General features: G+C 65.5%; 22 protein-coding genes and 1 tRNA gene. 15 read left to right on the plus strand and 8 right to left on the minus strand.

The window, feature by feature from the left end:
• The first annotated feature begins 76 nt into the window (after nt 1–76).
• The 9 genes from iscR (at nt 77) to EJO71_RS17910 (ending at nt 6,370) form a co-directional block, all read left to right on the plus strand.
• Nucleotides 77–613 (plus strand): Fe-S cluster assembly transcriptional regulator IscR, encoded by a 537-nt coding sequence (gene iscR / locus EJO71_RS17870; RefSeq protein WP_007828186.1) that lies wholly within the window; start codon nt 77–79, stop codon nt 611–613.
• 84 nt (nt 614–697) lie between these two features.
• The gene (locus EJO71_RS17875; protein WP_125949743.1) at nt 698–1,918 is read left to right on the plus strand and encodes an IscS subfamily cysteine desulfurase; all 1,221 of its coding nucleotides are present in this window, start codon (nt 698–700) and stop codon (nt 1,916–1,918) included.
• A gap of 50 nt (nt 1,919–1,968) precedes the next feature.
• Nucleotides 1,969–2,391: a Fe-S cluster assembly scaffold IscU gene (iscU, locus tag EJO71_RS17880; protein WP_125949742.1), complete on the plus strand. Its 423-nt coding sequence runs from the start codon at nt 1,969–1,971 to the stop codon at nt 2,389–2,391.
• Nucleotide 2,392: 1 nt separating this feature from the next.
• The gene (gene iscA, locus EJO71_RS17885) at nt 2,393–2,716 is read left to right on the plus strand and encodes an iron-sulfur cluster assembly protein IscA (RefSeq protein WP_093201676.1); all 324 of its coding nucleotides are present in this window, start codon (nt 2,393–2,395) and stop codon (nt 2,714–2,716) included.
• Nucleotides 2,717–2,779: 63 nt separating this feature from the next.
• Entirely contained in the window at nt 2,780–3,298 is a 519-nt protein-coding gene (gene hscB, locus EJO71_RS17890) for a Fe-S protein assembly co-chaperone HscB (RefSeq protein WP_125949741.1), read from the plus strand.
• A gap of 4 nt (nt 3,299–3,302) precedes the next feature.
• On the plus strand, nt 3,303–5,165 hold the full coding sequence (gene hscA / locus EJO71_RS17895; protein WP_125949740.1) for a Fe-S protein assembly chaperone HscA: 1,863 nt from the start codon (nt 3,303–3,305) through the stop codon (nt 5,163–5,165).
• Between the two features lie 9 nt (nt 5,166–5,174).
• Nucleotides 5,175–5,513 carry an ISC system 2Fe-2S type ferredoxin gene (gene fdx / locus EJO71_RS17900; protein ID WP_125949739.1) on the plus strand — a complete coding sequence of 113 codons (339 nt, stop codon included), beginning with the start codon at nt 5,175–5,177 and terminating at the stop codon, nt 5,511–5,513.
• Nucleotides 5,513–6,211, plus strand: a complete 699-nt coding sequence (gene dnaQ, locus EJO71_RS17905; RefSeq protein ID WP_125949738.1) for a DNA polymerase III subunit epsilon — start codon at nt 5,513–5,515, stop codon at nt 6,209–6,211. The genes fdx and dnaQ overlap by 1 nt, the downstream gene beginning before the upstream one ends.
• Before the next feature lie 84 nt (nt 6,212–6,295).
• A tRNA-Val gene (locus tag EJO71_RS17910) sits at nt 6,296–6,370 on the plus strand.
• A gap of 81 nt (nt 6,371–6,451) precedes the next feature.
• Here EJO71_RS17910 and EJO71_RS17915 read toward each other — a convergent pair.
• Nucleotides 6,452–6,790, minus strand: coding sequence for a hypothetical protein (locus EJO71_RS17915; protein ID WP_240651417.1), 339 nt, complete (start codon nt 6,788–6,790; stop codon nt 6,452–6,454).
• Nucleotides 6,791–6,822: 32 nt separating this feature from the next.
• Complete coding sequence (locus EJO71_RS17920) at nt 6,823–7,425, minus strand: peptidoglycan recognition family protein (protein ID WP_125949736.1); 603 nt, start codon at nt 7,423–7,425, stop codon at nt 6,823–6,825.
• A gap of 213 nt (nt 7,426–7,638) precedes the next feature.
• Here EJO71_RS17920 and EJO71_RS17925 point away from each other — a divergent pair, with 213 nt between their 5' ends.
• The 4 genes from EJO71_RS17925 (at nt 7,639) to EJO71_RS17940 (ending at nt 10,140) form a co-directional block, all read left to right on the plus strand.
• Entirely contained in the window at nt 7,639–7,764 is a 126-nt protein-coding gene (locus EJO71_RS17925; protein WP_125949735.1) for a stereocilin, read from the plus strand.
• A 45-nt stretch (nt 7,765–7,809) separates the two neighbouring features.
• Nucleotides 7,810–8,913 (plus strand): NAD(P)/FAD-dependent oxidoreductase, encoded by a 1,104-nt coding sequence (locus tag EJO71_RS17930; protein WP_125949734.1) that lies wholly within the window; start codon nt 7,810–7,812, stop codon nt 8,911–8,913.
• Between the two features lie 153 nt (nt 8,914–9,066).
• The gene (locus tag EJO71_RS17935) at nt 9,067–9,363 is read left to right on the plus strand and encodes a DUF883 family protein (RefSeq protein WP_125949733.1); all 297 of its coding nucleotides are present in this window, start codon (nt 9,067–9,069) and stop codon (nt 9,361–9,363) included.
• Nucleotides 9,364–9,423: 60 nt separating this feature from the next.
• Nucleotides 9,424–10,140 carry a phage holin family protein gene (locus tag EJO71_RS17940; protein WP_125949732.1) on the plus strand — a complete coding sequence of 239 codons (717 nt, stop codon included), beginning with the start codon at nt 9,424–9,426 and terminating at the stop codon, nt 10,138–10,140.
• A 16-nt stretch (nt 10,141–10,156) separates the two neighbouring features.
• Here EJO71_RS17940 and EJO71_RS17945 read toward each other — a convergent pair whose 3' ends face one another.
• Nucleotides 10,157–11,239, minus strand: a complete 1,083-nt coding sequence (locus EJO71_RS17945; protein WP_125949731.1) for a quinone-dependent dihydroorotate dehydrogenase — start codon at nt 11,237–11,239, stop codon at nt 10,157–10,159.
• Between the two features lie 40 nt (nt 11,240–11,279).
• Between EJO71_RS17945 and rpiA the strand changes: the two genes are divergently transcribed.
• A complete protein-coding gene (gene rpiA / locus EJO71_RS17950; RefSeq protein ID WP_125949730.1) occupies nt 11,280–11,993 on the plus strand; it encodes a ribose-5-phosphate isomerase RpiA in 714 nt (237 codons plus the stop codon).
• A 15-nt stretch (nt 11,994–12,008) separates the two neighbouring features.
• On the opposite strand, the gene EJO71_RS17955 is transcribed toward rpiA, so the two are convergent.
• The 5 genes from EJO71_RS17955 to EJO71_RS17975 all read right to left on the minus strand — a co-directional run bounded on the left by EJO71_RS17955 (nt 12,009) and on the right by EJO71_RS17975 (nt 18,932).
• Nucleotides 12,009–12,656: a glutaredoxin family protein gene (locus EJO71_RS17955; protein ID WP_125949729.1), complete on the minus strand. Its 648-nt coding sequence runs from the start codon at nt 12,654–12,656 to the stop codon at nt 12,009–12,011.
• A 30-nt stretch (nt 12,657–12,686) separates the two neighbouring features.
• Nucleotides 12,687–14,735, minus strand: a complete 2,049-nt coding sequence (locus tag EJO71_RS17960) for a M3 family metallopeptidase (RefSeq protein WP_125949728.1) — start codon at nt 14,733–14,735, stop codon at nt 12,687–12,689.
• Between the two features lie 99 nt (nt 14,736–14,834).
• Nucleotides 14,835–15,686: a bifunctional methylenetetrahydrofolate dehydrogenase/methenyltetrahydrofolate cyclohydrolase FolD gene (gene folD / locus EJO71_RS17965; RefSeq protein WP_125949727.1), complete on the minus strand. Its 852-nt coding sequence runs from the start codon at nt 15,684–15,686 to the stop codon at nt 14,835–14,837.
• A 76-nt stretch (nt 15,687–15,762) separates the two neighbouring features.
• Nucleotides 15,763–16,395, minus strand: a complete 633-nt coding sequence (locus EJO71_RS17970; RefSeq protein ID WP_012747279.1) for a response regulator transcription factor — start codon at nt 16,393–16,395, stop codon at nt 15,763–15,765.
• Nucleotides 16,392–18,932, minus strand: coding sequence for a PAS domain S-box protein (locus tag EJO71_RS17975; RefSeq protein WP_125949726.1), 2,541 nt, complete (start codon nt 18,930–18,932; stop codon nt 16,392–16,394). Before EJO71_RS17975 ends, EJO71_RS17970 begins: the two co-directional genes overlap by 4 nt.
• Nucleotides 18,933–19,173: 241 nt before the next feature.
• On the opposite strand from EJO71_RS17975, the gene aceE reads away from it, so the two are divergent.
• Nucleotides 19,174–21,888, plus strand: coding sequence for a pyruvate dehydrogenase (acetyl-transferring), homodimeric type (gene aceE / locus EJO71_RS17980; RefSeq protein WP_125949725.1), 2,715 nt, complete (start codon nt 19,174–19,176; stop codon nt 21,886–21,888).
• Nucleotides 21,889–21,906: the final 18 nt, after the last annotated feature.

Raw genomic sequence — 21,906 nt, forward strand, 5'->3', positions numbered from 1 at the left:
GGCAGGGCGGAGACGAAGTCACCGCGGTCCCAGGCCGCGGTGTCATTTCAACGGTAAGCACTTGAAGGAGCTTGCGATGCGTCTCACTACCAAAGGCCGTTTTGCGGTCACAGCAATGATCGATCTGGCGTTGCGTCAGAACACCGGTCCGGTCACGCTGGCTGCGATCAGCCAGCGGCAGCAGATCTCGTTGTCGTACCTCGAACAGCTGTTCGGCAAGCTGCGCCGTCACGAGCTGGTCGAGTCGACTCGCGGCCCCGGCGGCGGCTACAGCCTCGGCCGCAAGGCCGCGGATATCACCGTGGCCGACATCATTGTTTCCGTCGATGAACCCATCGACGCCACCCAGTGCGGCGGCAAGGAAAACTGCCTTGGCGAAGCCGGCCGTTGCATGACGCACGAGCTCTGGGCCTCGCTGAACCAGCGCATGGTCGAGTTCCTCGATTCCGTCACGCTGCAGAAGCTGGTCGACGACCAGATCGCCAAGGGCGTGCAGATCGAGAACAAGCCGGTCGTCAAGCGCGCGATCTCCGCGCAACCGGTGGTCAAACCGATTCGCGTGAATGCGCCGAATTCGGTGTTCGCTCTCGGAAACGCCTTCGCGAAGTCCTGAGTACGAGTCCCGGCGGCGCCTTCGGGCGCCAGCCTTGAGCAGCCCAGATCAAAGAACAACCCCCCACGCCAGCACGAGCCAGCCATGGACGTAACTCCTCATTTCCCGATCTATCTCGATTACGGCGCAACGACGCCGGTCGACCCGCGTGTGGTCGACGCCATGATTCCCTGGTTGCGCGAGCACTTCGGCAACCCGGCGTCGCGCAGCCACGCATGGGGCTGGGAGGCTGAGGAGGCGGTCGAGAAGGCGCGCGGCCAGGTGGCGGCGCTGATCAATGCCGATCCGCGTGAAATCGTGTGGACCTCGGGCGCGACCGAGTCGATCAACCTCGCACTCAAGGGCGCTGCCAATTTCTACAAGGGCAAGGGCAAGCACCTGATTACCCTGAAGACCGAGCACAAGGCCGTGCTCGACACCATGCGCGAACTCGAACGCCAGGGCTTCGAGGTGACCTACCTCGACGTCGAGGAAAACGGCCTCGTCGACATCGAGAAGTTCAAGGCTGCGATCCGCCCCGACACCATCCTGGCCAGCGTGCTGTTCGTGAACAACGAAATCGGCGTGATCCAGGACGTGGTCTCGATCGGCAACATCTGCCGCGAGAAGGGCATCGTCTTCCACGTCGACTCGGCACAGGCGACCGGCAAGATCGACATCGATATCACGAAGCTGCCCATCGACCTGATGAGCCTCGCTTCGCACAAGACCTACGGCCCCAAGGGTATCGGCGCGCTGTTCGTGCGCCGCAAGCCGCGTGTGCGCCTCGAGGCGCAGATGCACGGCGGTGGCCATGAGCGCGGCATGCGTTCGGGCACGCTGCCCACGCACCAGATCGTCGGCATGGGTGAGGCCTACCGCATCGCCAAGCTCGAGATGCACGACGACATCGCTCACGCGCGCCGCCTGCAGAAGCGCCTCCTCGACGGACTGAAGGATGTCGAGCAGGTGTTCATCAACGGCGACCTCGAGCACCGCGTGCCGCACAACCTGAACATGAGCTTCAACTACGTCGAAGGCGAGTCGCTGATCATGGGCATCAAGGGCCTGGCGGTGTCGTCGGGCTCGGCCTGCACCTCGGCCAGCCTCGAGCCCAGCTATGTGCTGCGAGCACTGGGCCGCAGCGACGAACTGGCTCACAGCAGCCTTCGCATGACCATCGGCCGCTTCACGACCGAAGAGGAAATCGACTACGCCATTTCGACCATCAAGCACAACGTTGCCAAGCTGCGCGAGCTGAGCCCCCTGTGGGAGATGTTCCAGGACGGCGTCGACATCAGCACGATCCAGTGGTCGGCCCACTGACGCAGGCCCGCACCAGGCTCCACGATTGAACAAAGTTTGAGAGGTACACCATGGCATATTCTTCCAAGGTCATCGACCACTACGAAAATCCCCGCAACGTCGGCTCCTTCGAAAAGGGTGACGATTCGGTAGGCACCGGCATGGTCGGCGCACCGGCCTGCGGCGACGTGATGAAGCTGCAGATCAAGGTCAATCCCGAGACCGGCGTGATCGAAGACGCGCGCTTCAAGACCTACGGCTGCGGCTCGGCCATCGCCTCGTCGTCGCTCGTGACCGAATGGGTCAAGGGCAAGACGCTCGACGAAGCGGCTGCGCTCAAGAACGCGCAGATCGCCGAAGAGCTGGCGCTGCCGCCCGTGAAGATCCACTGCTCCATCCTGGCCGAAGACGCCATCAAGGCAGCCGTGAACGACTACAAGGCCAAGCACGGCGTCAAGACCGAAACCGCTGCTGCTGCCGAAGCTGTCCACTGACATGGCCGTCACGCTGACCGAAGCCGCTGCGCGACACGTCACCCGCTACCTCGGCAAGAGGGGCAAGGGCGTGGGCGTGCGGCTGGGCGTGAAGACCACCGGCTGCTCCGGCCTGGCCTACAAGCTCGAATACGTGGACGAACTGACGCCTGAAGACGTGGTTTTCGAAGACCACGGCGTGAAGGTGCTGGTCGACCCGAAAAGCCTCGCCTACATCGACGGCACGCAGCTCGACTTCGTGCGCGAAGGCCTGAACGAGGGCTTCAAGTTCAACAACCCCAACGAGCGCGACCGTTGCGGCTGCGGGGAAAGCTTTCGCATCTGATGCGCCGTCGCTGACCGCGACCACAGCCGCCACCATGTCATGTGCTGGCGGTTTTTTCTTGCCATGAACCTGAACGACACCGACTTTCAACTGTTCGCCGTCCCGGCGACCTTCGCGCAGGACCGCGCCGTGCTCGACGCGCGGTGGAAAGAACTGCAGCGCGAGGCCCATCCGGACCGCTTCGCCGCGCAGGGCGCCGCGGCGCAGCGCGTGGCCATGCAGTGGTCGGTGCGCATCAACGAGGCCTACCAGCGGCTCAAGGACCCGATTCGCCGGGCCAGCTACATCTGCGAGCTGAACGATTCACCGCTGAACGCCGAGAACAACACGGCGATGCCGTTCGAGTTCCTGATGCAGCAGATGGAGTGGCGCGAGGCGCTCGACGATGTCGAGGACATCGCTTCGCTCGAGAAGCTGCAGGCCGAGGTCGAGGCGGGGCGCACCCGCGCACTGTCGTCGCTCGACTGGTTGATCGATGAGAAGGGCGACTACCCCGCCGCCGCGCAGCAGGTGAGAGCCCTCATGTTCATTGAGCGCTTCGGACAAGACGTCGAAGCCAAGTTCGATCAGTTGGGACAATAAGGGCATGGCTCTTCTTCAGATTTCAGAACCCGGACAGGCGCCCGACCCGCATCAGCGCCGCATCGCCGTGGGCATCGACCTCGGCACCACGCATTCGCTGGTGGCCTCGGTGCGCAACGGCGTGGCCGAATGCTTGCCCGACGACCAGGGCCGCCTGCTGCTGCCCTCGGCAGTGCGCTACCTCGAAGGCGACCGCCGCCAGATCGGCTTCGAGGCCCTGGCGGCGCGCGCGCAGGATCCGGCCAACACCATCACCTCGGTGAAGCGGCTCATGGGCCGCGGCCTCGCAGACATCGCGAACCGCGAGGCGATGTCGTACCGCATCGATGGCAGCGACAGCGGCATGGTCAAGGTACAGACGCTGGCTGGCGAGAAGTCGCCGGTCGAGATCAGCGCCGAAATTTTGGCCACGCTGCGCTTCCGCGCCGAGGACACCTTCGACGACGAACTCTACGGCGCCGTCATCACCGTGCCGGCATATTTCGACGAAGGCCAGCGCCAGGCGACCAAGGACGCCGCGCAGCTCGCCGGCCTCAATGTGCTGCGCCTCATCAGCGAGCCGACGGCCGCCGCCATCGCGTATGGCCTGGACAACGCGAGCGAAGGCGTCTACGCGGTCTACGACCTGGGCGGCGGCACCTTCGACATCTCGATCCTGCGACTGGCGCAGGGCGTGTTCGAAGTGATCGCCACGGGGGGCGACTCGGCCCTCGGCGGCGACGACTACGACCACGCGCTGGCCGACTTCGTGCTCGCCCAGACGGGCCTGCAGGCTGGCAGCGATACCGACAAGGCCGCGCTGCTCGTGGCCGCTCGTGCCGCCAAGGAGGCGCTGACTGATTCGGAGACGGTCCCGTTCAATGCCGAATTGGCGGGCAAGACCGTTTCGTTCGACCTGACCCGCGAACAGTTCTACACCGCCACCCGGCCGCTCACCGACCGCACCATCACCGCAGTTCGCAAGGCGCTGCGTGACGCGAAGCTCAAGCCTGACGACCTGCAGGGCATCGTGCTTGTCGGCGGTTCCACCCGCATGCCGCAGGTCCGCAGCGCGGTGGCCGACTTCTTCGGCCGCGAGCCGTTGGTCAATCTGAATCCCGATGAGGTCGTGGCCCTCGGCGCCGCCATCCAGGCCAACCAGCTCGCCGGCAACAACGGTGCGGGCGAACTGCTGCTGCTCGACGTGATCCCGCTGTCGCTCGGCATCGAGACGATGGGCGGACTGGTCGAGCGCATCGTGCCGCGCAACCAGACCATCCCCACCGCGATGGCGCAGGACTTCACGACCTACCAGGACGGCCAGACCGCACTGGCGCTGCACGTCGTGCAGGGTGAGCGCGATCTCGTCTCCGACTGCCGCAGTCTCGCGCGCTTCACGCTGCGCGGCATTCCGCCGATGGCGGCCGGCGCAGCGCGCATCCGCGTGACCTTCACGGTCGATGCCGATGGCTTGTTGAGCGTGAGTGCGAAGGAGCAGGGCAGCGGCGTCGAGGCCAGCGTGGCGGTCAAGCCGTCGTACGGCCTGTCGGACGACCAGATCGCGACCATGCTGCAGGAAAGCTTTTCCACGGCGCAGCAGGACATGCAAGCCCGCGCGCTGGTCGAGGCACGCGTCGATGCCGACCGCATGCTGCTCGCCACGCAGAGCGCGCTCGATGCCGACGGCGACCTGCTGAGCGACGAAGAGCGCGCCGCCATCGATGCATCGATGACGCAACTGCGCGAAGCCATCAAAGGCAGCAACGAAGCCGCGGCCATCGAAGCCGCCACCAAGAAGCTGGCCGACGACACTGAAGCCTTTGCCGCACAGCGGATGAACGCAGGCATTGCGCGTGCGCTTGCCGGGCGCAAGGTCGAATCCCTCTAGAACCACAGCATGCCCACGATCAAGATCTACCCGCATCCCGAGTACTGCCCGCAGGGCGCCGAAATCACAGCGCCCGCCGGCACCTCGATCTGCGAGGCACTGCTCGACAACCACATCGACATCGAGCATGCCTGCGAGATGAGCTGCGCCTGCACCACCTGCCACGTGATCGTGCGCGAGGGCTTCAATTCGCTGAACGAAGCGGAAGAGGGCGAGGAAGACTTGCTCGACCGCGCCTGGGGGCTGGAGCCGCAGTCGCGCCTGAGTTGCCAGGCGATCCTAGCGCAGGAGAATGTGACGATCGAGATTCCGAAGTACTCGATCAACCACGCCAAGGAAAACCACTGATGTCGCGCCAGATCGTCCTCGACACCGAAACCACCGGCCTCTCGGCGGAGAACGGCGACCGCGTCATCGAGCTCGGCTGCGTGGAGCTGTTCAACCGCAAGCTCACCGGCAACGACCTGCACATCTACTTCAACCCCGAGCGAGAAAGCCACGAGGACGCGTTGAAGGTCCACGGCCTGACGACCGACTTCCTGCGCGACAAGCCGAAGTTCGGCACGCTGGCCAACGACATCGTCGAGTACCTGCGCGACGCCGAGCTGATCATTCACAACGCGGCCTTCGACGTCGGCTTCCTCAACAAGGAGTTCGAGCGCGCCGGCCTGCCGCCACTGCGCACCTTCGTCAGCGAAGTGACCGACACGCTGGCCATGGCCAAGCAGGTGTACCCGGGCAAGCGCAATTCGCTGGATGCCCTGTGCGACCGCTTTGGCGTCGACCGCTCCAACCGCACCTTCCACGGCGCCAAGCTCGACGCCCAGCTGCTGGCTGACGTCTACATCAACCTCACACGTGGGCAGGACGCGTTGCTCATCGACGTGGCTGCGAGCGAGCCGGTGCAGGGCGCCGCCGTGGTGGCCGTCGACCTGAGCCAGTTCGAGTTGCCGGTGATCATGGCGGCCGAGCACGAACTGACCGCGCACGAGGCCGTGTTGGTGCAACTCGATAAATCTAGTGGTGGTCGCACGCTGTTTCGTTAAAACGGCTGAAAAGCTATGGCATAATCTGAGGCTTCGCAGAACGCGATACGTTTTCAAGGCGCTGCAGGTAAACAGCAGCGCTTAGGGCGGTTAGCTCAGGGGTAGAGCACAGCATTCACACTGCTGGGGTCGGAGGTTCGAAGCCTCCACCGCCCACCAAATCAAAAAGCGACCTGGATTTCCAGGTCGCTTTTTTGTTTTTGCATTCGATCGGGCGGCCTGGTTAGTCGATTCGTCCGTCTACTTTGCGCCTTCGAAGAGGTCGCCGCAGGTGTCGCACGCGAAGTACAGCTTCTGCTCCCCGCATTGCACTGATCCCGTTGCACCCGCGCGGATCTGCCAATCGCACGATTTGCCCTGGCGGATCAGCGTGCCCTCGGCATAGCAGGGGGCCAGTTCGTAGTTGTCGTGAAGAGTCTTGTAGTCGACCTCGCGAGCCTTCGAGAAGAATTCGCGCGCCTGTCCATGGTTTCGCGGCACGTCGGAACTGCGGCAACTGGTCGGCGCATCGGAATGGAAATCGGCAACGTAGACGTTCGTGAACCTCACATCGCGGGTCGCGCAGGAAGCGACGAGCATCGCGCCGACGGCAAGGCCCAGTACGCGGACTCTCACTTCCATATCGCCGAGCTCGCTTCGCCGGGGTTCTTGTACGAGACCGTCGGGTGCCTGTAGACGTCTTCCGCCTTGAGGTTGAACTGCGCGTACAGCTCCTCGATCAGCCACTGGAGCGAGCTGTTCTGCGCGGCGGTCACCGCTTCGTAGGTCTTGTCGTCGATGTGCATGCCGACCAGCTCGATGCCGATCGAGTCGCTGTTCACCGGATACCGGTCGGGGTAGGGCTTCGCGCGTTCGTGCGCGTCGATGGCGTTGATCTGGTTGACCCACGACATCGCGAGCATCTTGGCCATTGCCCCCGTGTCGCAGCTGCTCTTGTTGATGGCCAGGCACTTCGACTTGATCAGCTTGCCTACGTGATAGCAGCGCGCGAAGACGCTGGCGGTCTGGTAGATCTGGCCGTTCTTGTCGATCAGGAAGTGGGCACCGTTGCCCCCTACCTGATAGCCGTTGAGGCTGGATTCGGCGGTGCCCGAGTCGGTCTGGTGGACGACGATGGCGAGCACGCTGGGAAGGGCGCCGTGTTCGATTCCCGATGATCGCCTCAGGATCACCTTGGGATCGATCAGCATCCCGTTTGCATCGATAGTGGACATTTCTCTCCCTGAAGAAAGCGATACCTGCCGGGCCTCGGCAACGCGCGGCAGTACAACACATCCGCCATCGGTCCCCAAGTCGCAATAAGTAGTAAGGTGGCCCGCTCGCATCGGCTGGGTAAGCTGTCGGCATGCACCGACGGCAGGTGCAGCCAAGCTGCTGTCGACATTCCCGCTGTCGTGACCTAGAACCAAGGGGAAAGGAGTGCAGCCATGGCCACTCATCCCGATGTTCCACAGCCCGTCGCGCCGAGCCTGCCTGTCGAGCCAGACGAAGGACCCGAGACGCCACCCGACGACGAGCCCACCGACCCCGAGCCGCCGCCCTCCGTGCGGTGAGGGCGAATCCCGGAATCCGCGCGCGAGCCGCGCTAAGCTCGCGCGATGGATGAAATCGATTGCGCCGTCATCGGCGGTGGTGTGGTGGGGCTTGCTGTGGCGCGCGCGTTGGCGCTTACAGGCCGGGAGGTGCTGGTACTCGAATCCGAGGGAGCCATCGGCACGGGAACGAGTTCGCGCAACAGCGAGGTCATTCATGCCGGCATCTACTATCCGCAGGGCTCATTGAAGGCGAGGCTCTGCGTCGAGGGGAAGGAATTGCTGTACGCCTACGCGGCTGAGCGTGGCGTGCCGCACCAGCGCTGCGGCAAGCTCATCGTGGCGACGTTGCCCGAGCAGGCGGGCCAGCTCGAAGTCATTCGGACGAAGGCCGCCGCCAACGGTGTCGATGACCTGGAACTGATCACCGCACAGCAGGCAGGCGAGATGGAGCCGCAGCTGCATTGCGTGGCCGCGCTGCATTCGCCGAGTACCGGCATCGTCGACAGTCACGCACTCATGCTGAGTCTGCTCGGCGACCTCGAGAACGCCGGCGGCATGCTGGCGCTGAAGTCGCCGATCTTGCGTGCCGAATGCGGTGGCGAAGCCATCATCCTGATGGCGGAAGACGGCACGACGCTGCGTTGCCGCAGCGTGGTCAATGCGACGGGGCTGGGCGCACCTGCGCTGGCCCGGCGCTTCGAGGGCCTGCCGTCCTCGGCGGTGCCGAAGGAATACTTCGCCAAGGGCAACTACTTCACCCTGTCGGGGCGAGCGCCGTTCGGCCGCCTCGTCTATCCCGTGCCCGAGCCGGGTGGACTGGGCGTGCACCTCACGATCGACCTGGGTGGGCAGGCCAAGTTCGGGCCTGACGTGCAATGGGTGTCTTCGCCCGACGAACTGGTGGTGGACCCTGCCCGAGGCGAAAGTTTCTATACCGAGGTGCGCAAGTACTGGCCCGCGCTGCCTGACGGTGCGCTCATTCCGGGCTACGCGGGCATGCGGCCCAAGATCTCGGGTCCGGGCGAGCCCGCGGCCGACTTCATGATCGACGGGCCCGCGTCGCATGGCGTGCCGGGGCTGGTCAATCTCTTCGGCATCGAGTCGCCGGGGCTCACGAGCAGCCTGGCCATCGCGCGCCATGTGGCTGCCCTGCTGGCCGACGGCTGAGAGGCTTCATGCGGGGGATAGGGCTCATTGCGTGCCAAAAGCTGCACATCTGTCGCGCCTGAGGGTCTTTTGTGCCTGTAACATGACAGCACGCCACTTGCTGGCGCGAAGCCGCCGGCGCGGTGCCGGTGTCATCACGGAGGAAAGTTTCCAATGAGTGCATCCCAAAATCTTGAAGCAGCAGCCGAAGACATCGCGAGCGACGTGCGTGGCGTGCTGGCAAGCAAGGACCTGGATTCGGTTCCCCACATCAAGGCGCTGCGCCAGCGCATCGACACCAAGCTGGCCATCGCACGCGAACTCGCGGCCGAGAAGAGCAAGCTCGCCGCCAAGAAGGCCCGCGAGGCGGCCAGTTCCGCCAATGCCTACGCCCACGACGAACCGTGGCAGATCGCCGGTGCCGCACTGGCCGTCGGCGTGCTGGTGGGCCTGCTGCTTGGCCGCCGCTGACCTGAGCGCGCAGCACGGCGACAGCAGCATCGTTCGCCCGGACATGACAGGAGCCAGCCCGTGAGGCTGCTGTCCCTGTTCGGACTGAATGCCCGGATCCGCCGGTTGCGCATCGCCGCGGCCGAAGGCGCATTGGCTGCCGAAGATCGGGTCCAACTGCTGCGCATGGCCTGGGAGGACGAGAAGCAGCGCCTCAAGCTGATGCTCCTTCTCTCGCTGGCCGTTCTGGGGTTGACCACCGTCACGGTGGCCCTGCTGTCAGTCGCAGTGGTGGTGAACTACTGGGACACGCCGTACCGCGTTACGGCCGCATGGTCGGTGGCGGGTGCCTGGATCGTGCTCTGGCTGGCCGCTGCCATTGGCTTGCTGCTGACCCTGCGCAACGCATCCAACGGCTTCCTGCCGGCGCGCCAGGAGTTCGAGCGCGACTGGGCCTGGGCCCAGGAGCAGTTCGGCCTGGGCAAGGACCCAGCGGAAGACGAAGAAGAAGCGCCGCGCCGCGTCCGCAGGCCGGTCACGCGCGAAGAGCTGCTGGCGCGCATGGAGCTTCAGCGCCTGCGCATCGCGACGATGCAGGGCGGGCGCGAGACTCAGCCCGCAAGCGAGGGCTCCGCGCCTCCGCCCAACGAGTCGGCCGCGGCCGCCGCATTGCGCATCGCGCGTGCGCATCCGGTGGCCACGGGCGTTGTCGCGGCCGCCGCCGTCGTGGTGATCCGGCCGAAGCGGCTGCTGCGCTGGGTGGCAGTCATTGCGCCAGTGCTCTGGCGCATGCGCTGACAGAAAAGAAGGACGCTCAGGCCTTGCTGCTGCGATCGCGCAGCAGCGCCTGGGCTGCTTCGCGGACCAGGGCCGGGCCGCGGTAGATCAATCCGGTGTAGATCTGCACCACGTCCGCACCTGCGGCGATCTTTGCCTTGGCATCGGCGCCGCTGAGAATGCCGCCGACCCCGATGATCGGAAAGCCCGTGCCCAGCGCCGCGCGCAGCTGGGCGATCACGCGGCTGCTTGCCTCGCGCACTGGCGCACCCGACAGTCCGCCAGCTTCTTCTGCATGCTGCAGGCCCTTGACCGCGTCGCGTGCGAGCGTGGTGTTGGTGGCGATCACGCCGTCCATGCCGTGGCGCTTGAGCGTGGCGGCGATGACGGCTGCCTGGGCCTCGTCGAGATCGGGCGCGATCTTCACGAACAGCGGCGAGCGCTTGTTGTGGCGCGCCGCCAGCGCCTCGCGCCGCTCGGCCACCGCGCCGAGCAAGGCATCGAGCGCCTCATCGCTCTGCAGCGTGCGCAGGTTGGCGGTGTTGGGGCTCGAGATGTTGATCGTCACGTAGTCGGCATGCGGATACACGCCGTCGAGGCAGGCCAGGTAGTCGTCGACTGCGCGCTCGATCGGCGTGGCGGCGTTCTTGCCGATGTTGAGCCCCAGCAGCATCGGCGATTTCGCGCCGCTGCTTCCCTTGCGAAAACGCGCCTTCTGCACGTTGCCCAGGAAGGCGTCGAGCCCTTCGTTGTTGAAACCGAGCCGGTTGATCAGCGCGTCGCGCTGCGGCAGGCGGAACATCCGCGGCTTGGGATTGCCCGGCTGGGCCTTCGGCGTGACCGTGCCGACCTCGACGAAGCCGAACCCCATGGCGGCGAAGGCGTCGATGCAGCGGGCATTCTTGTCCAGCCCGGCGGCCAGGCCCACGCGGTTGGGAAATGTGAGGCCGGCAAGCTGAACCGGATCGTCGACGCGCGGTGCCGAGTACGCGCAGGCCAGCGGCGTGTTCTGGGTGCGCGCCAGCCCGTCCAGCGTGATTTCATGGGCATGTTCGGGGTCGAAACCGAACAGGAAAGGGCGGGCCAGGCCGTAGAGCGAGGAGGGCATCAGCAGGGGCATCGGATAATTCTGGACTTCAATGAGCCAAGGATTGTCCGTGATGACCGCACCCGCCTCCCCAACCCCCTCCAACCCACTCTCCCAGGACGAGCTCAAGGCCCAGGTCGGTCTCGCTGCGCTGGCCTACGTGACCAGGGGCGAAATCGTCGGTGTCGGCACCGGCTCGACGGTGAACAAGTTCATCGACGCGCTGGCCACCATCAAGGGCGAGATCAAGGGGGCAGTCTCCAGTTCCGTCGCCTCGACCGAGCGCCTGCTCGCGCTGGGAATCCCGGTGTTCGACAGCAACGAGGTGGAGGAATTGTCGGTCTACATCGACGGCGCCGACGAAATCGATCACCGCGGCTTCATGGTGAAGGGCGGCGGTGCCGCGCTCACGCGCGAGAAGATCGTCGCGGCCCAGTCGCGCAAGTTCGTGTGCATTGCCGACGCTTCCAAGCTGGTGGAGGTGCTGGGCGCGTTTCCGCTGCCGGTGGAGGTGATTCCGATGGCCGCGCAGCGAGTGATGCGCCAGTTCGCGGCCATGGGTGGCATCGCCCAGGTGCGCGAGAAGGACGGCCTGCCGCTGGTCACGGACAACGGCCAGCACATCGTCGATGTCACCGGCCTGAAGATCGCCGACCCGCTGGCCTTCGAAACCACGGTGAGCCAGTGGCCGGGCGTGGTGACGGTCGGCGTCTTTGCGCACCAGAAGGCCAACGTGTGCCTGTTGGGCACTGCAGCCGGCGTGAAGACGATGGAGTTTTCCGCCTGAGGCCGGCGGCTCCGGTCAGAACTTGATGCCGGCCGGGTTGCTCGGGCTCGGCTCGCTCGATGCGGGCGGCGGAGGTGCGGGTTGTGCTGCTGGTGCCGCCGCGGCGCGGGGGGCGGGCGCCGCCTGCTGCGCGACCAGCGGCCGGGCCTGCCCATTGCGGTAGCCCGCGGGCAGGCTGTTGCTCTTGGGGTATCCGGCCGCATCGAGGTACTGCGACCACTCGGTGTCGGAATAACCCTTGAGTTGCTGCGACCCGATGGTCAAAAGCGGCAGCGAGCTCTGGCTGCTCAGGCGCTGCAGCGCCTCGATTTCCTCGTTGCTTTTGACAGTGCGCTCCTCGAACGGAATGCCGCGCGTGACGAGCAGCGTGCGGGCTGCGCTGCAGGGGGCGCACTCGTCACCGCTGTAGAGCGTCACCGGGTAGCGCTGCGCCACCTGGCGCAGTTCATAGGGCAGGCCCGCGCCGGCGCTGGATGAGGTGGCGGAACTTTGCGAGCCCGATGCCGCTTCGCTGCTGGCGGTGGGCGCCCGGTCGGAGAAGGTGACCTTGCCGTTCTTGTCCACCTGGCGGTAGACGGGTTGCGCCATGGCGCCCGCGGCAACGAGCACAAGGGCAAGGCCGGTCAGGCGATGCAATGGTGAGATTTTGTAAATCGTGTGCATCGCCCGAGTATCGCAAGCTTCAGCGATGCATCAAGCGGGCTGGGGCTCGGCCATGCCCTGATGTCGCAGCAGCGCATCAAGCTGGGGCTCGCGGCCACGGAAGGCCTTGAACGAGTCCATGGCGCTGCGGCTGCCGCCGGCCTCCAGGATGGCCTGGCGGTACTTGCGGCCGGTTTCGATGTTCGGCTCGCCGTTGGTGCCCACGGTTTCCTCGAAGGCCGCATAGGCGTCGGCGCTCAGCACCTCGGCCCACTTGTAGCTGTAGTAGCCGGCCGCGTAGCCGCCCGAGAAGATGTGGCTGAAGGTATTCGGCGTGCGGCTGAACGGAGGCGATGGCATCACCGCCACCTCGTCGCGCACCTTGCCCAGCAGCGCCATCACCTCGCCGGCCTTGGCGGTGGCGGCGTGGTACTCGGTGTGCAGCAGCATGTCGAACAGCGAGAACTCGATCTGGCGCAGCGTCTGCAGGCCGCTCTGGAAGTTCTTGGCCGCCGTCATCTTGTCGAACAGCGCGCGCGGCAGCGGCTCGCCGGTGTCGACGTGGGCGGTCATGTGCTTGAGCACGTCCCACTCCCAGCAGAAGTTCTCCATGAACTGGCTCGGCAGCTCGACCGCGTCCCACTCGACGCCGCTGATGCCCGAGACATCGCGCTCGTTCACCTGCGTGAGCATGTGGTGCAGGCCGTGGCCGAACTCGTGGAAGAGAGTGGTCACGTCGTCGTGCGTGAGCAGCGGCGGCTTGCCGTCGACGCCGCTGGCGAAGTTGCACACCAGTTGCGCGACCGGCGTCTGCAGCGCGCCGTTGTCGGGGCGCAGCCAGCGGGCGCGGACGTCGTCCATCCATGCGCCGCCGCGCTTGGCGGCGCGGGCGGACGGGTCGAGATAGAACTGGCCGACCTTCTGGCCCGCACGCTCGATGCGGTAGAACTCGACGCTCGGGTGCCACGTGGGCGCCGAGTCGCGGCGGATCGACACCTCGAACAGCGTCTCGACGATCTTGAACAGTCCGGCCATGACTTTCGGCGCCGGGAAATACTGCTTCACTTCCTGCTCGCTGAAGGCATAGCGCGCTTCCTTGAGCTTCTCGCCGATGTAGCTCCAGTCCCAGGGCTGCGGATCGGCAATGCTCAACTGCTCGGCCGCGAAGACCCGCAGGTCGGCGAGATCGCGCTCGCCATAGGGCCGGGCCTTGGTCGCGAGATCGCGCAGGAACTTCACGACCTGCTCGGGCGATTCGGCCATCTTCGGAACGACCGAGAGTTCGCCGTAGTTCCTGTAGCCAAGCAGCTTGGCTTCTTCCTCGCGCAGCGCGAGGATCTCGGTGATGAGCGTGGTGTTGTCGAAGGCCGCGTCGCCGAACTCGCTGGCCCGCGTGACGTAGGCGCGGTAGAGCTTCTCGCGCAGTTCGCTGCTTCTGGCGAACTGCATCACCGGCAGGTAGCACGGCATCTTCAGCGTGAGCTTGTAGCCTTCCTTGCCGTCGGCTTCGGCGGCCGCGCGCGCGGCGCTCACCACGTCCTCGGGCACGCCTTCGAGCTCGCCGAGCGAGGCGTAGTAGGCGAAGGCATCGGTGGCGTCGAGCGCGTTCTCGCTGAACTTCTGGCTCAGCTCGGCCTGGCGTTCCTGGATGTCGGCGAAGCGCTTCTTGGCCTCGCCCTGCAGCTCGGCACCGCCAAGCACGAAGTTGCGCACTGCGTTGCTGTGCGCCTGGCGCTGCTCGGCGTTGAGCGTGGCGACGTCGATGGCCTTGTACTTGGCGTACAGGCGCTCGTCGGAGCCCAGCCGGGTCCAGAAGGCGGTGACGCGCGGCATCGCCTCGTTGTAGGCGGCGCGCAGCTCGGGCGTGTCGGCCACGGCGTTGAGATGGCCAACGGCGCCCCAGGCGCGGCTGAAGCGTTCGGAGGCCACGTCGAGCACCTTGGAGATCGCGTTCCAGTCGGCGGGAAATTCCGGCGCGGTCACGGTCTGCAGCGCGGCCTCGGCATCGGCCAGCAGCGCATCGACGGCGGGCGACACGTGCTCCGGCTTCATCTTGTCGAACAGAGGGAGATCGGTGAAATCGAGGAGCGGGTTTGTCATTGGAAAAATCCTGTTCGAGCTGACGGGACCATTTCGGGAGCCGCTGCGGAACCGCCCGGAAAGGCGGCTGCAGGCAGCGGGCAAGCGACAGTCTGATTCTTATCTTGCGGCGCGCTCTGCCGCTTCAAGGGTGTTGACCAGCAGCATGGCGCGCGTCATCGGGCCCACGCCACCGGGCACGGGCGTGATCCAGCCTGCCACTTCCTTCACGCCGTCGAAATCGACGTCGCCGGCGAGCTTGCCATCCGGCTTGCGGTTCATGCCCACGTCGATGACGACCGCGCCGGGCTTCACCATGTCGGCGGTCAGGAGGTCGAGCTTGCCCACCGCCGCGACGATCACGTCGGCCTGGCGCGTGATGGCGCCCAGGTCTTTCGTAGCGCTGTGGCAGATGGTCACGGTGGCGCTCTTGGCGAGCAGCATCATGGCCATCGGCTTGCCGACGATGTTGCTGCGGCCGATGACCACGGCATGCTTGCCGCGCAGGTCATAGCCGATGGACTCGAGCATCTTCATGCAGCCGTGCGGCGTGCAGGGCCAGAAGCCGGGCGCACCGGTCATCAGCGCGCCTGCGCTGGCGACGTGGAAGCCGTCGACATCCTTGGCCGGCGAGATCGTCTCGATGACCTTCTGGCTGTCCATGTGCTTGGGCAGCGGCAGCTGGACCAGGATGCCGTGCACCTTCGGGTCGTCGTTGAGCGTGCGGACGCGGGCCAGCAGGTCGGCCTCGCTCATGTCGGCGGGGTAGGTCTCGAGCGTGGCGTCGAGGCCGGTCTGGGCGCTGTCGTTGACCTTGTGCTTCGTGTAGACCTGGCTGGCCGGGTCTTCGCCCACGAGGATGATGGAAAGGGCGGGATTCACGCCACGGGCCTTGAGTGCGGCGGTGCGGCCGGACACCTCGGCGCGGATGGTTTTGGCGAGGGCGTTGCCGTCGATCAGTTGGGCGGTCATCGGTTTCGATTTTCCAAGTAAAAACGCCCGCTTGCGCAGGCGTGGGATTCGTTCATTGCTATCGGCCGGATAGCTTCTAGGCCTTGGCTGCCGGCGCCGCCTGCCCCAGCGCGATCTTGAGCAGATCGGCCACGGTGTTGGCGTTGAGCTTTTCCATGATGTTGGCGCGGTGCGCCTCGACCGTCTTGATGCTGATGCCCAGGTCGTCAGCAATCTGCTTGTTCAGGCGGCCGGCGACGATGCGTTCGAGCACCTGCGCTTCGCGGCCCGTGAGCTTGGACAGCAGCGCGTCGCGGCTGGCCGATTGCTGGTGCTGCGTGAAGGCGCCGCGCGCATGTTCGAGCATGCGCTCGACCAGCGTGACGAGTTCCTCGTCGTTGAAGGGCTTCTGGATGAAGTCCATCGCGCCCTTCTTCATGCTGTCGACCGCCATCGGCACGTCGCCGTGGCCGGTGATGACCACGATCGGCAGCGGGGAGCGCCGTTCGATCAGCCGATCCTGCAGTTCGAGGCCGGTCATGCCTGCCATGCGGATGTCGACGATCAAACAGGCGACTTCGCGCGGGTCGTATCGGGAGAGAAAGGATTCGGCGGAATCGAAACAGCGGACTCTGTAGTCCTTGCCTTCGAGCAGCCATTGCAGCGAATCGCGTACGGCTTCGTCGTCGTCGACGACATAGACCGTGCCCTTCTTCGGAATCAAACTCATGCAGGTACCTTTGCCTCGTCGCTAGCTACGGAACTGATAGCGTCCAACACCGGAATCCAGAAGGAAAAACGGCATCCGATCACATCCGGGCCATTGTAGATGTTCTCCGCCTGCATCCGGCCGCGGTGCGACTCGACGATGGTGCGGCACAAGTTAAGCCCGATGCCCATGCCCTCGGGCTTGGTGGAGAAGAAGGCCTCGTAGAGCCGGTCCATCACTTCCGGCGCCAGGCCCTTGCCCGTGTCCTGCACCGAGAACTCGATGGCGTTGTGGCCTTCGATCACCTTGGGCAGCACGCGCAGCTCGACGCTGCGGCGCGCCAGCGGACGGTCGGCAAGGTCGATGGATTCGGCCGCGTTCTTCAGCAGGTTGACCATCACCTGCTCGATGAGGATCGGGTCGACGCGCACCACCGGAAGCCGCGCGGCTACATAGTGGTTCAGGCGCACGTTGCGCCGGCGCAGCTCGATGCCGGCAAGCTCGACCGCCTCGCTCACCATGGTGGCCACGTCGGCCGGCGTGCGGTTGGGCTCGCTGCGCTTCACGAAGGAGCGGATGCGCTGGATGATCTGGCCCGCGCGCTGGGCCTGCTTCGAGGTCTTTTCGAGCGCGGCGAGCAGGGCGTCGTTGTCGATCGACTGGCCCTTGATGCGCGACATCATCCCGTTGCAGTAGTTGGTGATGGCGGTCAGCGGCTGGTTGAGCTCGTGCGCCACGCTGGAGGCCATCTCGCCCATGGTGATGAGGCGGCTGGCGGCCTGGGCCTTGTCGGCCTGCGCGGCGGCCTGCTCCTCGGCGTCGCGGCGCGGCGTGATGTCGGTGGCGATGACGAGCTGGGCGAGCCGGCCGTCCACCCAGGTCAGGTAGCGCGAGCGCACCTCGAGCCACTTGCCGAGGTGGGGCACGAAGATCTCGTTGTTGGCGGTCTGCGCGGCCGTGAGCGTGTCGATCGGCAGGCCGGCGTACGGGTCCACGTCGTCCAGGCCCTCGTCGTGCGCATTCGACGCCGGCACGCCCGCCTGCGCGACCATGCCGAGGTGGCCCACGGTGTCGGAGCCGAACCAGAGGCGGTACAGCTTGTTGGCGAACAGCAGCTCCTCGCTGCCGATGGGGGCCACGGACACCGCCGCGTCGAGCGCTTCCAGCACGGTGGTGAAGCGCTCGTAGGACGCGGAGAGCTGCTCGCGGATGCGCGTGGGCTCGGTGATGTCGGTCATCGACGTCATCCAGCCGGTCTGGTGGCCGCGCGCATCGATCAGCGGCGACACGTACAGGCGTGCGTTGAACACGCTGCCGTTCTTGCGCTTCACCCGCACCTGAAAGCCGCCGGGCAGGGCGCGGCCGTGCAGTTCTTCCTCGAGCCGCTCGTTCATCACCTCGCGGTCGGATTCAAGCCAGTAGGGGAAGGGCGGCGACTGGCCGACCAGTTCTTCCTCGCTCCAGCCGGTCATGGCGCAGAAGGCGGCGTTGACGTAGGTGATGCGCCCTTGCAGGTCGAGTACGCGCATGCCGGTGAGCATGGAGTTTTCCATCGCACGGCGGAAATTGGTCTCGGCCACCAGCCGCTGCTGCGCCTGCAGGCGTCGGCGCGTGTGGCGCCAGGTGCCGATCAGCATCCAGCTGGTCAACACGCTGAGCGCGCAGACCAGCCAGAAGAGGCCATTGCCGACCACGCCCTGAGAGGTACGGTAGGCCTGCGCTCGCAGTACCAGCGCATTGCCCACGGGCGACACCGGTACTTCATATTCGTTGGTGCGTTCGGTCCAGGGCAGCAGGCGCGTGCCGCTTTCCTTCAGGTTGTTGGTATTGCCTGCGATCACGCGGCCCTTGGCATCGAGCAGCGACACCGCGTAGCGAGCCTGTACCTCGGAAGGCATGCCGTAGCGCAGCAGTCCGTCGATCGAGAACTCGCCCAGCACCACGCCCGCGAACAGGCCCTGGTCGAAAAGAGGAATGTGCAGCTGCAGCATCGACGGCGGGTCGCCTCCGGCCACGGGCTGCGAATAGACCGGCTGGCGCAGCTCGCGTGCCAGCGCGTAGTTGCTCTCGATGTCGCCGGGGCGCAGCACGTCGCCGATCAGGTGCTGCTGCGCGGGGTGCACGCTGGGCGCCGCGTAGCCGGCCTTGAAACGGCGGCGGTCGTCGATCCAGGTGATGGTCTGCAGCTCGGGGAACTGGCTCACCAGCGACTCGGCGCGGCTGGTGAATTCGATCGGGTCGATCTCGCGGTTGGAGGCGTCGCGCGCGATGCGCATCAGCTGTTCCTGCCGCTCCAGCAGGCGCAGGCGCATGCGCTGCTGCGCGTACTCGACGTCGCGGCGCACAGACTCCTGCTCGCGCTCGACTTCCTCGGTGCGCAGGTACCAGAAGGCGGAAACGATGGCGGCAAGGAACAGCAGCACGGCTGCCATCGGCGCGAGCATGGCGACTGCGTCCTGCAGCACCGGGGTCTGGCGTCGCCACCACCTGCGCCACCAGGACAGCGGCGAGGCGTTCACGGCACTGCGGGCAACCGCCAGCGGGGAGGAGAGAGGCATGGGCGGATTCTAGGCTCGCCCCCTGGGCTTGCCACGCGCGGCGCGGGTTTCCGGCATGACGAATGCGACCTGGCAAGACCATGCTTGTCGTGGCTTCGGCGAGTTCTCATTGCCTTTGAGATTTCATATTAAGAAATCAATGAGCACTATTTGAAATTGCGATGTTTCTATGCGAAACTCCGCCGCGTTCGCCATAAGGCGCACTTAAATTACAGCCACTGCCCCAAAAGGAGAGACAAGCATGTCGGCAAATCCCGAGAACCTGTTCGGCTCGGCCGCAAACGATGCGGACGCCCAGGAGACCCGTGAATGGATGGATGCACTGTCCTCCGTCATCCAGAGCGAGGGTCCGGAGCGGGCCCACTTCCTTCTCGAGCAGCTGCTCGAACATGCCCGCCAGAACACGGTCGACATGCCGTTCTCGGCCAACACCGGCTATGTCAACACCATCGAGCCCTCGCAGGAGGCTCGCAGCCCCGGCAACCTCGAGATCGAACAGCGCCTGCGCGCCTACATGCGCTGGAACGCAATGGCGATGGTGGTCAAGGCCAATCGCCACCATCCGGCCGAAGGCGGTGACCTGGGCGGTCACATCGGCTCCTTCGCCTCGCTGGCCAGCATGTTCGGCGCCGGCTTCAATCACTTCTGGCACGCCGAGAGCGAGAACCACGGCGGCGACCTGCTCTACATCCAGGGCCACGTTTCTCCCGGCATCTATGCCCGCGCCTACCTCGAAGGCCGCCTCTCCGAAGAGCAGCTGCTCAACTTCCGCCAGGAAGTCGACGGCAAGGGCCTGTCGAGCTACCCGCACCCCAAGCTGATGCCGGAGTTCTGGCAGTTCCCCACGGTGTCGATGGGCCTTGGCCCGCTGATGGCGATCTACCAGGCGCGCTTCCTCAAGTACCTGCATGCACGCGGCATCGCCAACACCGAGAACCGCAAGGTGTGGGTGTTCTGCGGCGACGGTGAAATGGACGAAGTCGAATCGCTGGGCGCCATCGGCCTGGCGGCGCGCGAGAACCTCGACAACCTGATCTTCGTCATCAACTGCAACCTGCAGCGCCTCGACGGTCCGGTGCGCGGCAACGGCAAGATCATCCAGGAGCTCGAAGGCGAGTTCCGCGGCGCCAACTGGAACGTCGTCAAGCTGATCTGGGGCAAGGGCTGGGACGCCCTGCTCGAGAAGGACCATGACGGCGCGCTGCGCAAGATCATGATGGAGTGCAACGACGGCGACTACCAGTCCTTCAAGGCCAACGACGGCGCCTACGTCCGCAAGAACTTCTTCGGCCGCGATCCGCGCACGCTGAAGATGGTCGAGCACATGACCGACGACGAGGTCTGGAACCTGCAGCGCGGCGGCCATGACTCGCAGAAGGTGTACGCCGCCTTCCACTCGGCCCAGAACCACAAGGGCCAGCCGACCGTCCTGCTCGTGAAGACCGTCAAGGGCTTCGGCATGGGCAAGATCGGTGAAGGCAAGAACACTGTCCACCAGACCAAGAAGCTCGGCGACGAGGACATCAAGGCCTTCCGCGACCGCTTCAACATTCCGATTCCCGACAGCCAGATCGCCGAACTGCCGTTCTACAAGCCGGCCGACGACACGCCGGAAATGCGTTACCTGCACGAGCGCCGCAAGGCGCTGGGCGGCTACCTGCCGCACCGCCGCGTCAAGGCCGACGAGAGCTTCACGGTGCCGTCGCTCGACACCTTCAAGGCGGTGATGGAGCCCACGGCCGAAGGCCGCGAGATCTCGACCACGCAGGCTTACGTGCGCTTCCTCACGCAGCTGCTGCGCGACAAGGCGCTGGGCCCGCGCGTGGTGCCGATCCTCGTGGACGAGGCACGCACCTTCGGCATGGAAGGCCTGTTCCGCCAGATCGGCATCTACAACCCGCACGGTCAGCAGTACACCCCGGTCGACAAGGACCAGGTCATGTACTACAAGGAAGACAAGGCCGGCCAGATCCTGCAGGAAGGCATCAACGAGGCCGGCGGCATGTCGAGCTGGATCGCGGCGGCCACGTCGTACAGCACGAACAACCGCATCATGGTGCCGTTCTACGTGTACTACTCGATGTTCGGCTTCCAGCGCATCGGCGACCTGGCCTGGGCTGCAGGCGACATGCAGGCTCGCGGCTTTCTGCTGGGCGGCACTTCCGGCCGCACCACGCTGAACGGCGAAGGCCTGCAGCACGAAGACGGTCACAGCCACATCCTGGCCAACACCATCCCGAACTGCGTGAGCTACGACCCGACCTTCGCGCACGAAGTCGGCGTGATCCTGCACCACGGCCTGAAGCGCATGGTCGAGAAGCAGGACAACGTCTACTACTACCTGACGCTGCTCAACGAGAACTACGCGATGCCCGGCCTGCAGCCCGGCACCGAAGAGCAGATCATCAAGGGCATGTACCTGTCGAAGCAGGGTCCCGCGCTCAAGGCGAAGGCACCCACGGTGCAACTGCTGGGCAGCGGCACCATCCTGCGCGAGAGCTTCGCGGCACAGGAACTGCTCGAGAAGGACTGGGGCGTGTCGGCTTCCGTGTGGAGCTGCCCGAGCTTCAACGAGCTCACCCGCGACGGCCAGGACGCCGACCGCTGGAACCTGCTGCACCCCGACCAGACGCCGCGCGTGCCCTTCGTGGCCGAGCAGCTCGGTGCCTCGACCGGCCCGGTGGTCGCATCGACCGACTACATGAAGGCCTATGCCGAGCAGATCCGTCCCTTCATCCCGAAGGGCCGCAACTACAAGGTGCTCGGCACCGACGGCTTCGGCCGCAGCGACTTCCGCAACAAGCTGCGCGAGCACTTCGAGGTCAACCGCCACTACATCGTTGTGGCTGCTCTCAAGGCGCTGAGCGAAGACGGCACCGTGCCGGTGGCCAAGGTGGTGGAAGCGATCAAGAAGTACGGCATCAATGTCGACAAGGTCAACCCGCTCTACGCCTGATCCCCAATCAACAACCAA

Source organism: Variovorax sp. 679 (genome assembly GCF_003952185.1).
Classification (GTDB): Bacteria; Pseudomonadota; Gammaproteobacteria; order Burkholderiales; family Burkholderiaceae_C; genus Variovorax.

Bases quoted from the DNA above. Each gene is read 5' to 3' on its own strand.
- EJO71_RS17945 (WP_125949731.1), bottom strand. From the start codon at position 11,239: ATGCCCCTGCTGATGCCCTCCTCGCTCTACGGCCTGGCCCGCCCTTTC.
- EJO71_RS17920 (WP_125949736.1), bottom strand. From the start codon at position 7,425: ATGTCCACTATCGATGCAAACGGGATGCTGATCGATCCCAAGGTGATC.
- fdx (WP_125949739.1), top strand. From the start codon at position 5,175: ATGCCCACGATCAAGATCTACCCGCATCCCGAGTACTGCCCGCAGGGC.
- iscR (WP_007828186.1), top strand. From the start codon at position 77: ATGCGTCTCACTACCAAAGGCCGTTTTGCGGTCACAGCAATGATCGAT.
- EJO71_RS17960 (WP_125949728.1), bottom strand. From the start codon at position 14,735: ATGACAAACCCGCTCCTCGATTTCACCGATCTCCCTCTGTTCGACAAG.
- iscU (WP_125949742.1), top strand. From the start codon at position 1,969: ATGGCATATTCTTCCAAGGTCATCGACCACTACGAAAATCCCCGCAAC.
- folD (WP_125949727.1), bottom strand. From the start codon at position 15,686: ATGACCGCCCAACTGATCGACGGCAACGCCCTCGCCAAAACCATCCGC.
- iscA (WP_093201676.1), top strand. From the start codon at position 2,393: ATGGCCGTCACGCTGACCGAAGCCGCTGCGCGACACGTCACCCGCTAC.
- EJO71_RS17925 (WP_125949735.1), top strand. From the start codon at position 7,639: ATGGCCACTCATCCCGATGTTCCACAGCCCGTCGCGCCGAGCCTGCCT.
- EJO71_RS17970 (WP_012747279.1), bottom strand. From the start codon at position 16,395: ATGAGTTTGATTCCGAAGAAGGGCACGGTCTATGTCGTCGACGACGAC.
- hscB (WP_125949741.1), top strand. From the start codon at position 2,780: ATGAACCTGAACGACACCGACTTTCAACTGTTCGCCGTCCCGGCGACC.
- hscA (WP_125949740.1), top strand. From the start codon at position 3,303: ATGGCTCTTCTTCAGATTTCAGAACCCGGACAGGCGCCCGACCCGCAT.
- EJO71_RS17875 (WP_125949743.1), top strand. From the start codon at position 698: ATGGACGTAACTCCTCATTTCCCGATCTATCTCGATTACGGCGCAACG.
- EJO71_RS17935 (WP_125949733.1), top strand. From the start codon at position 9,067: ATGAGTGCATCCCAAAATCTTGAAGCAGCAGCCGAAGACATCGCGAGC.
- EJO71_RS17915 (WP_240651417.1), bottom strand. From the start codon at position 6,790: ATGCTCGTCGCTTCCTGCGCGACCCGCGATGTGAGGTTCACGAACGTC.
- EJO71_RS17975 (WP_125949726.1), bottom strand. From the start codon at position 18,932: ATGCCTCTCTCCTCCCCGCTGGCGGTTGCCCGCAGTGCCGTGAACGCC.
- rpiA (WP_125949730.1), top strand. From the start codon at position 11,280: ATGACCGCACCCGCCTCCCCAACCCCCTCCAACCCACTCTCCCAGGAC.
- EJO71_RS17955 (WP_125949729.1), bottom strand. From the start codon at position 12,656: ATGCACACGATTTACAAAATCTCACCATTGCATCGCCTGACCGGCCTT.
- aceE (WP_125949725.1), top strand. From the start codon at position 19,174: ATGTCGGCAAATCCCGAGAACCTGTTCGGCTCGGCCGCAAACGATGCG.
- EJO71_RS17930 (WP_125949734.1), top strand. From the start codon at position 7,810: ATGGATGAAATCGATTGCGCCGTCATCGGCGGTGGTGTGGTGGGGCTT.
- dnaQ (WP_125949738.1), top strand. From the start codon at position 5,513: ATGTCGCGCCAGATCGTCCTCGACACCGAAACCACCGGCCTCTCGGCG.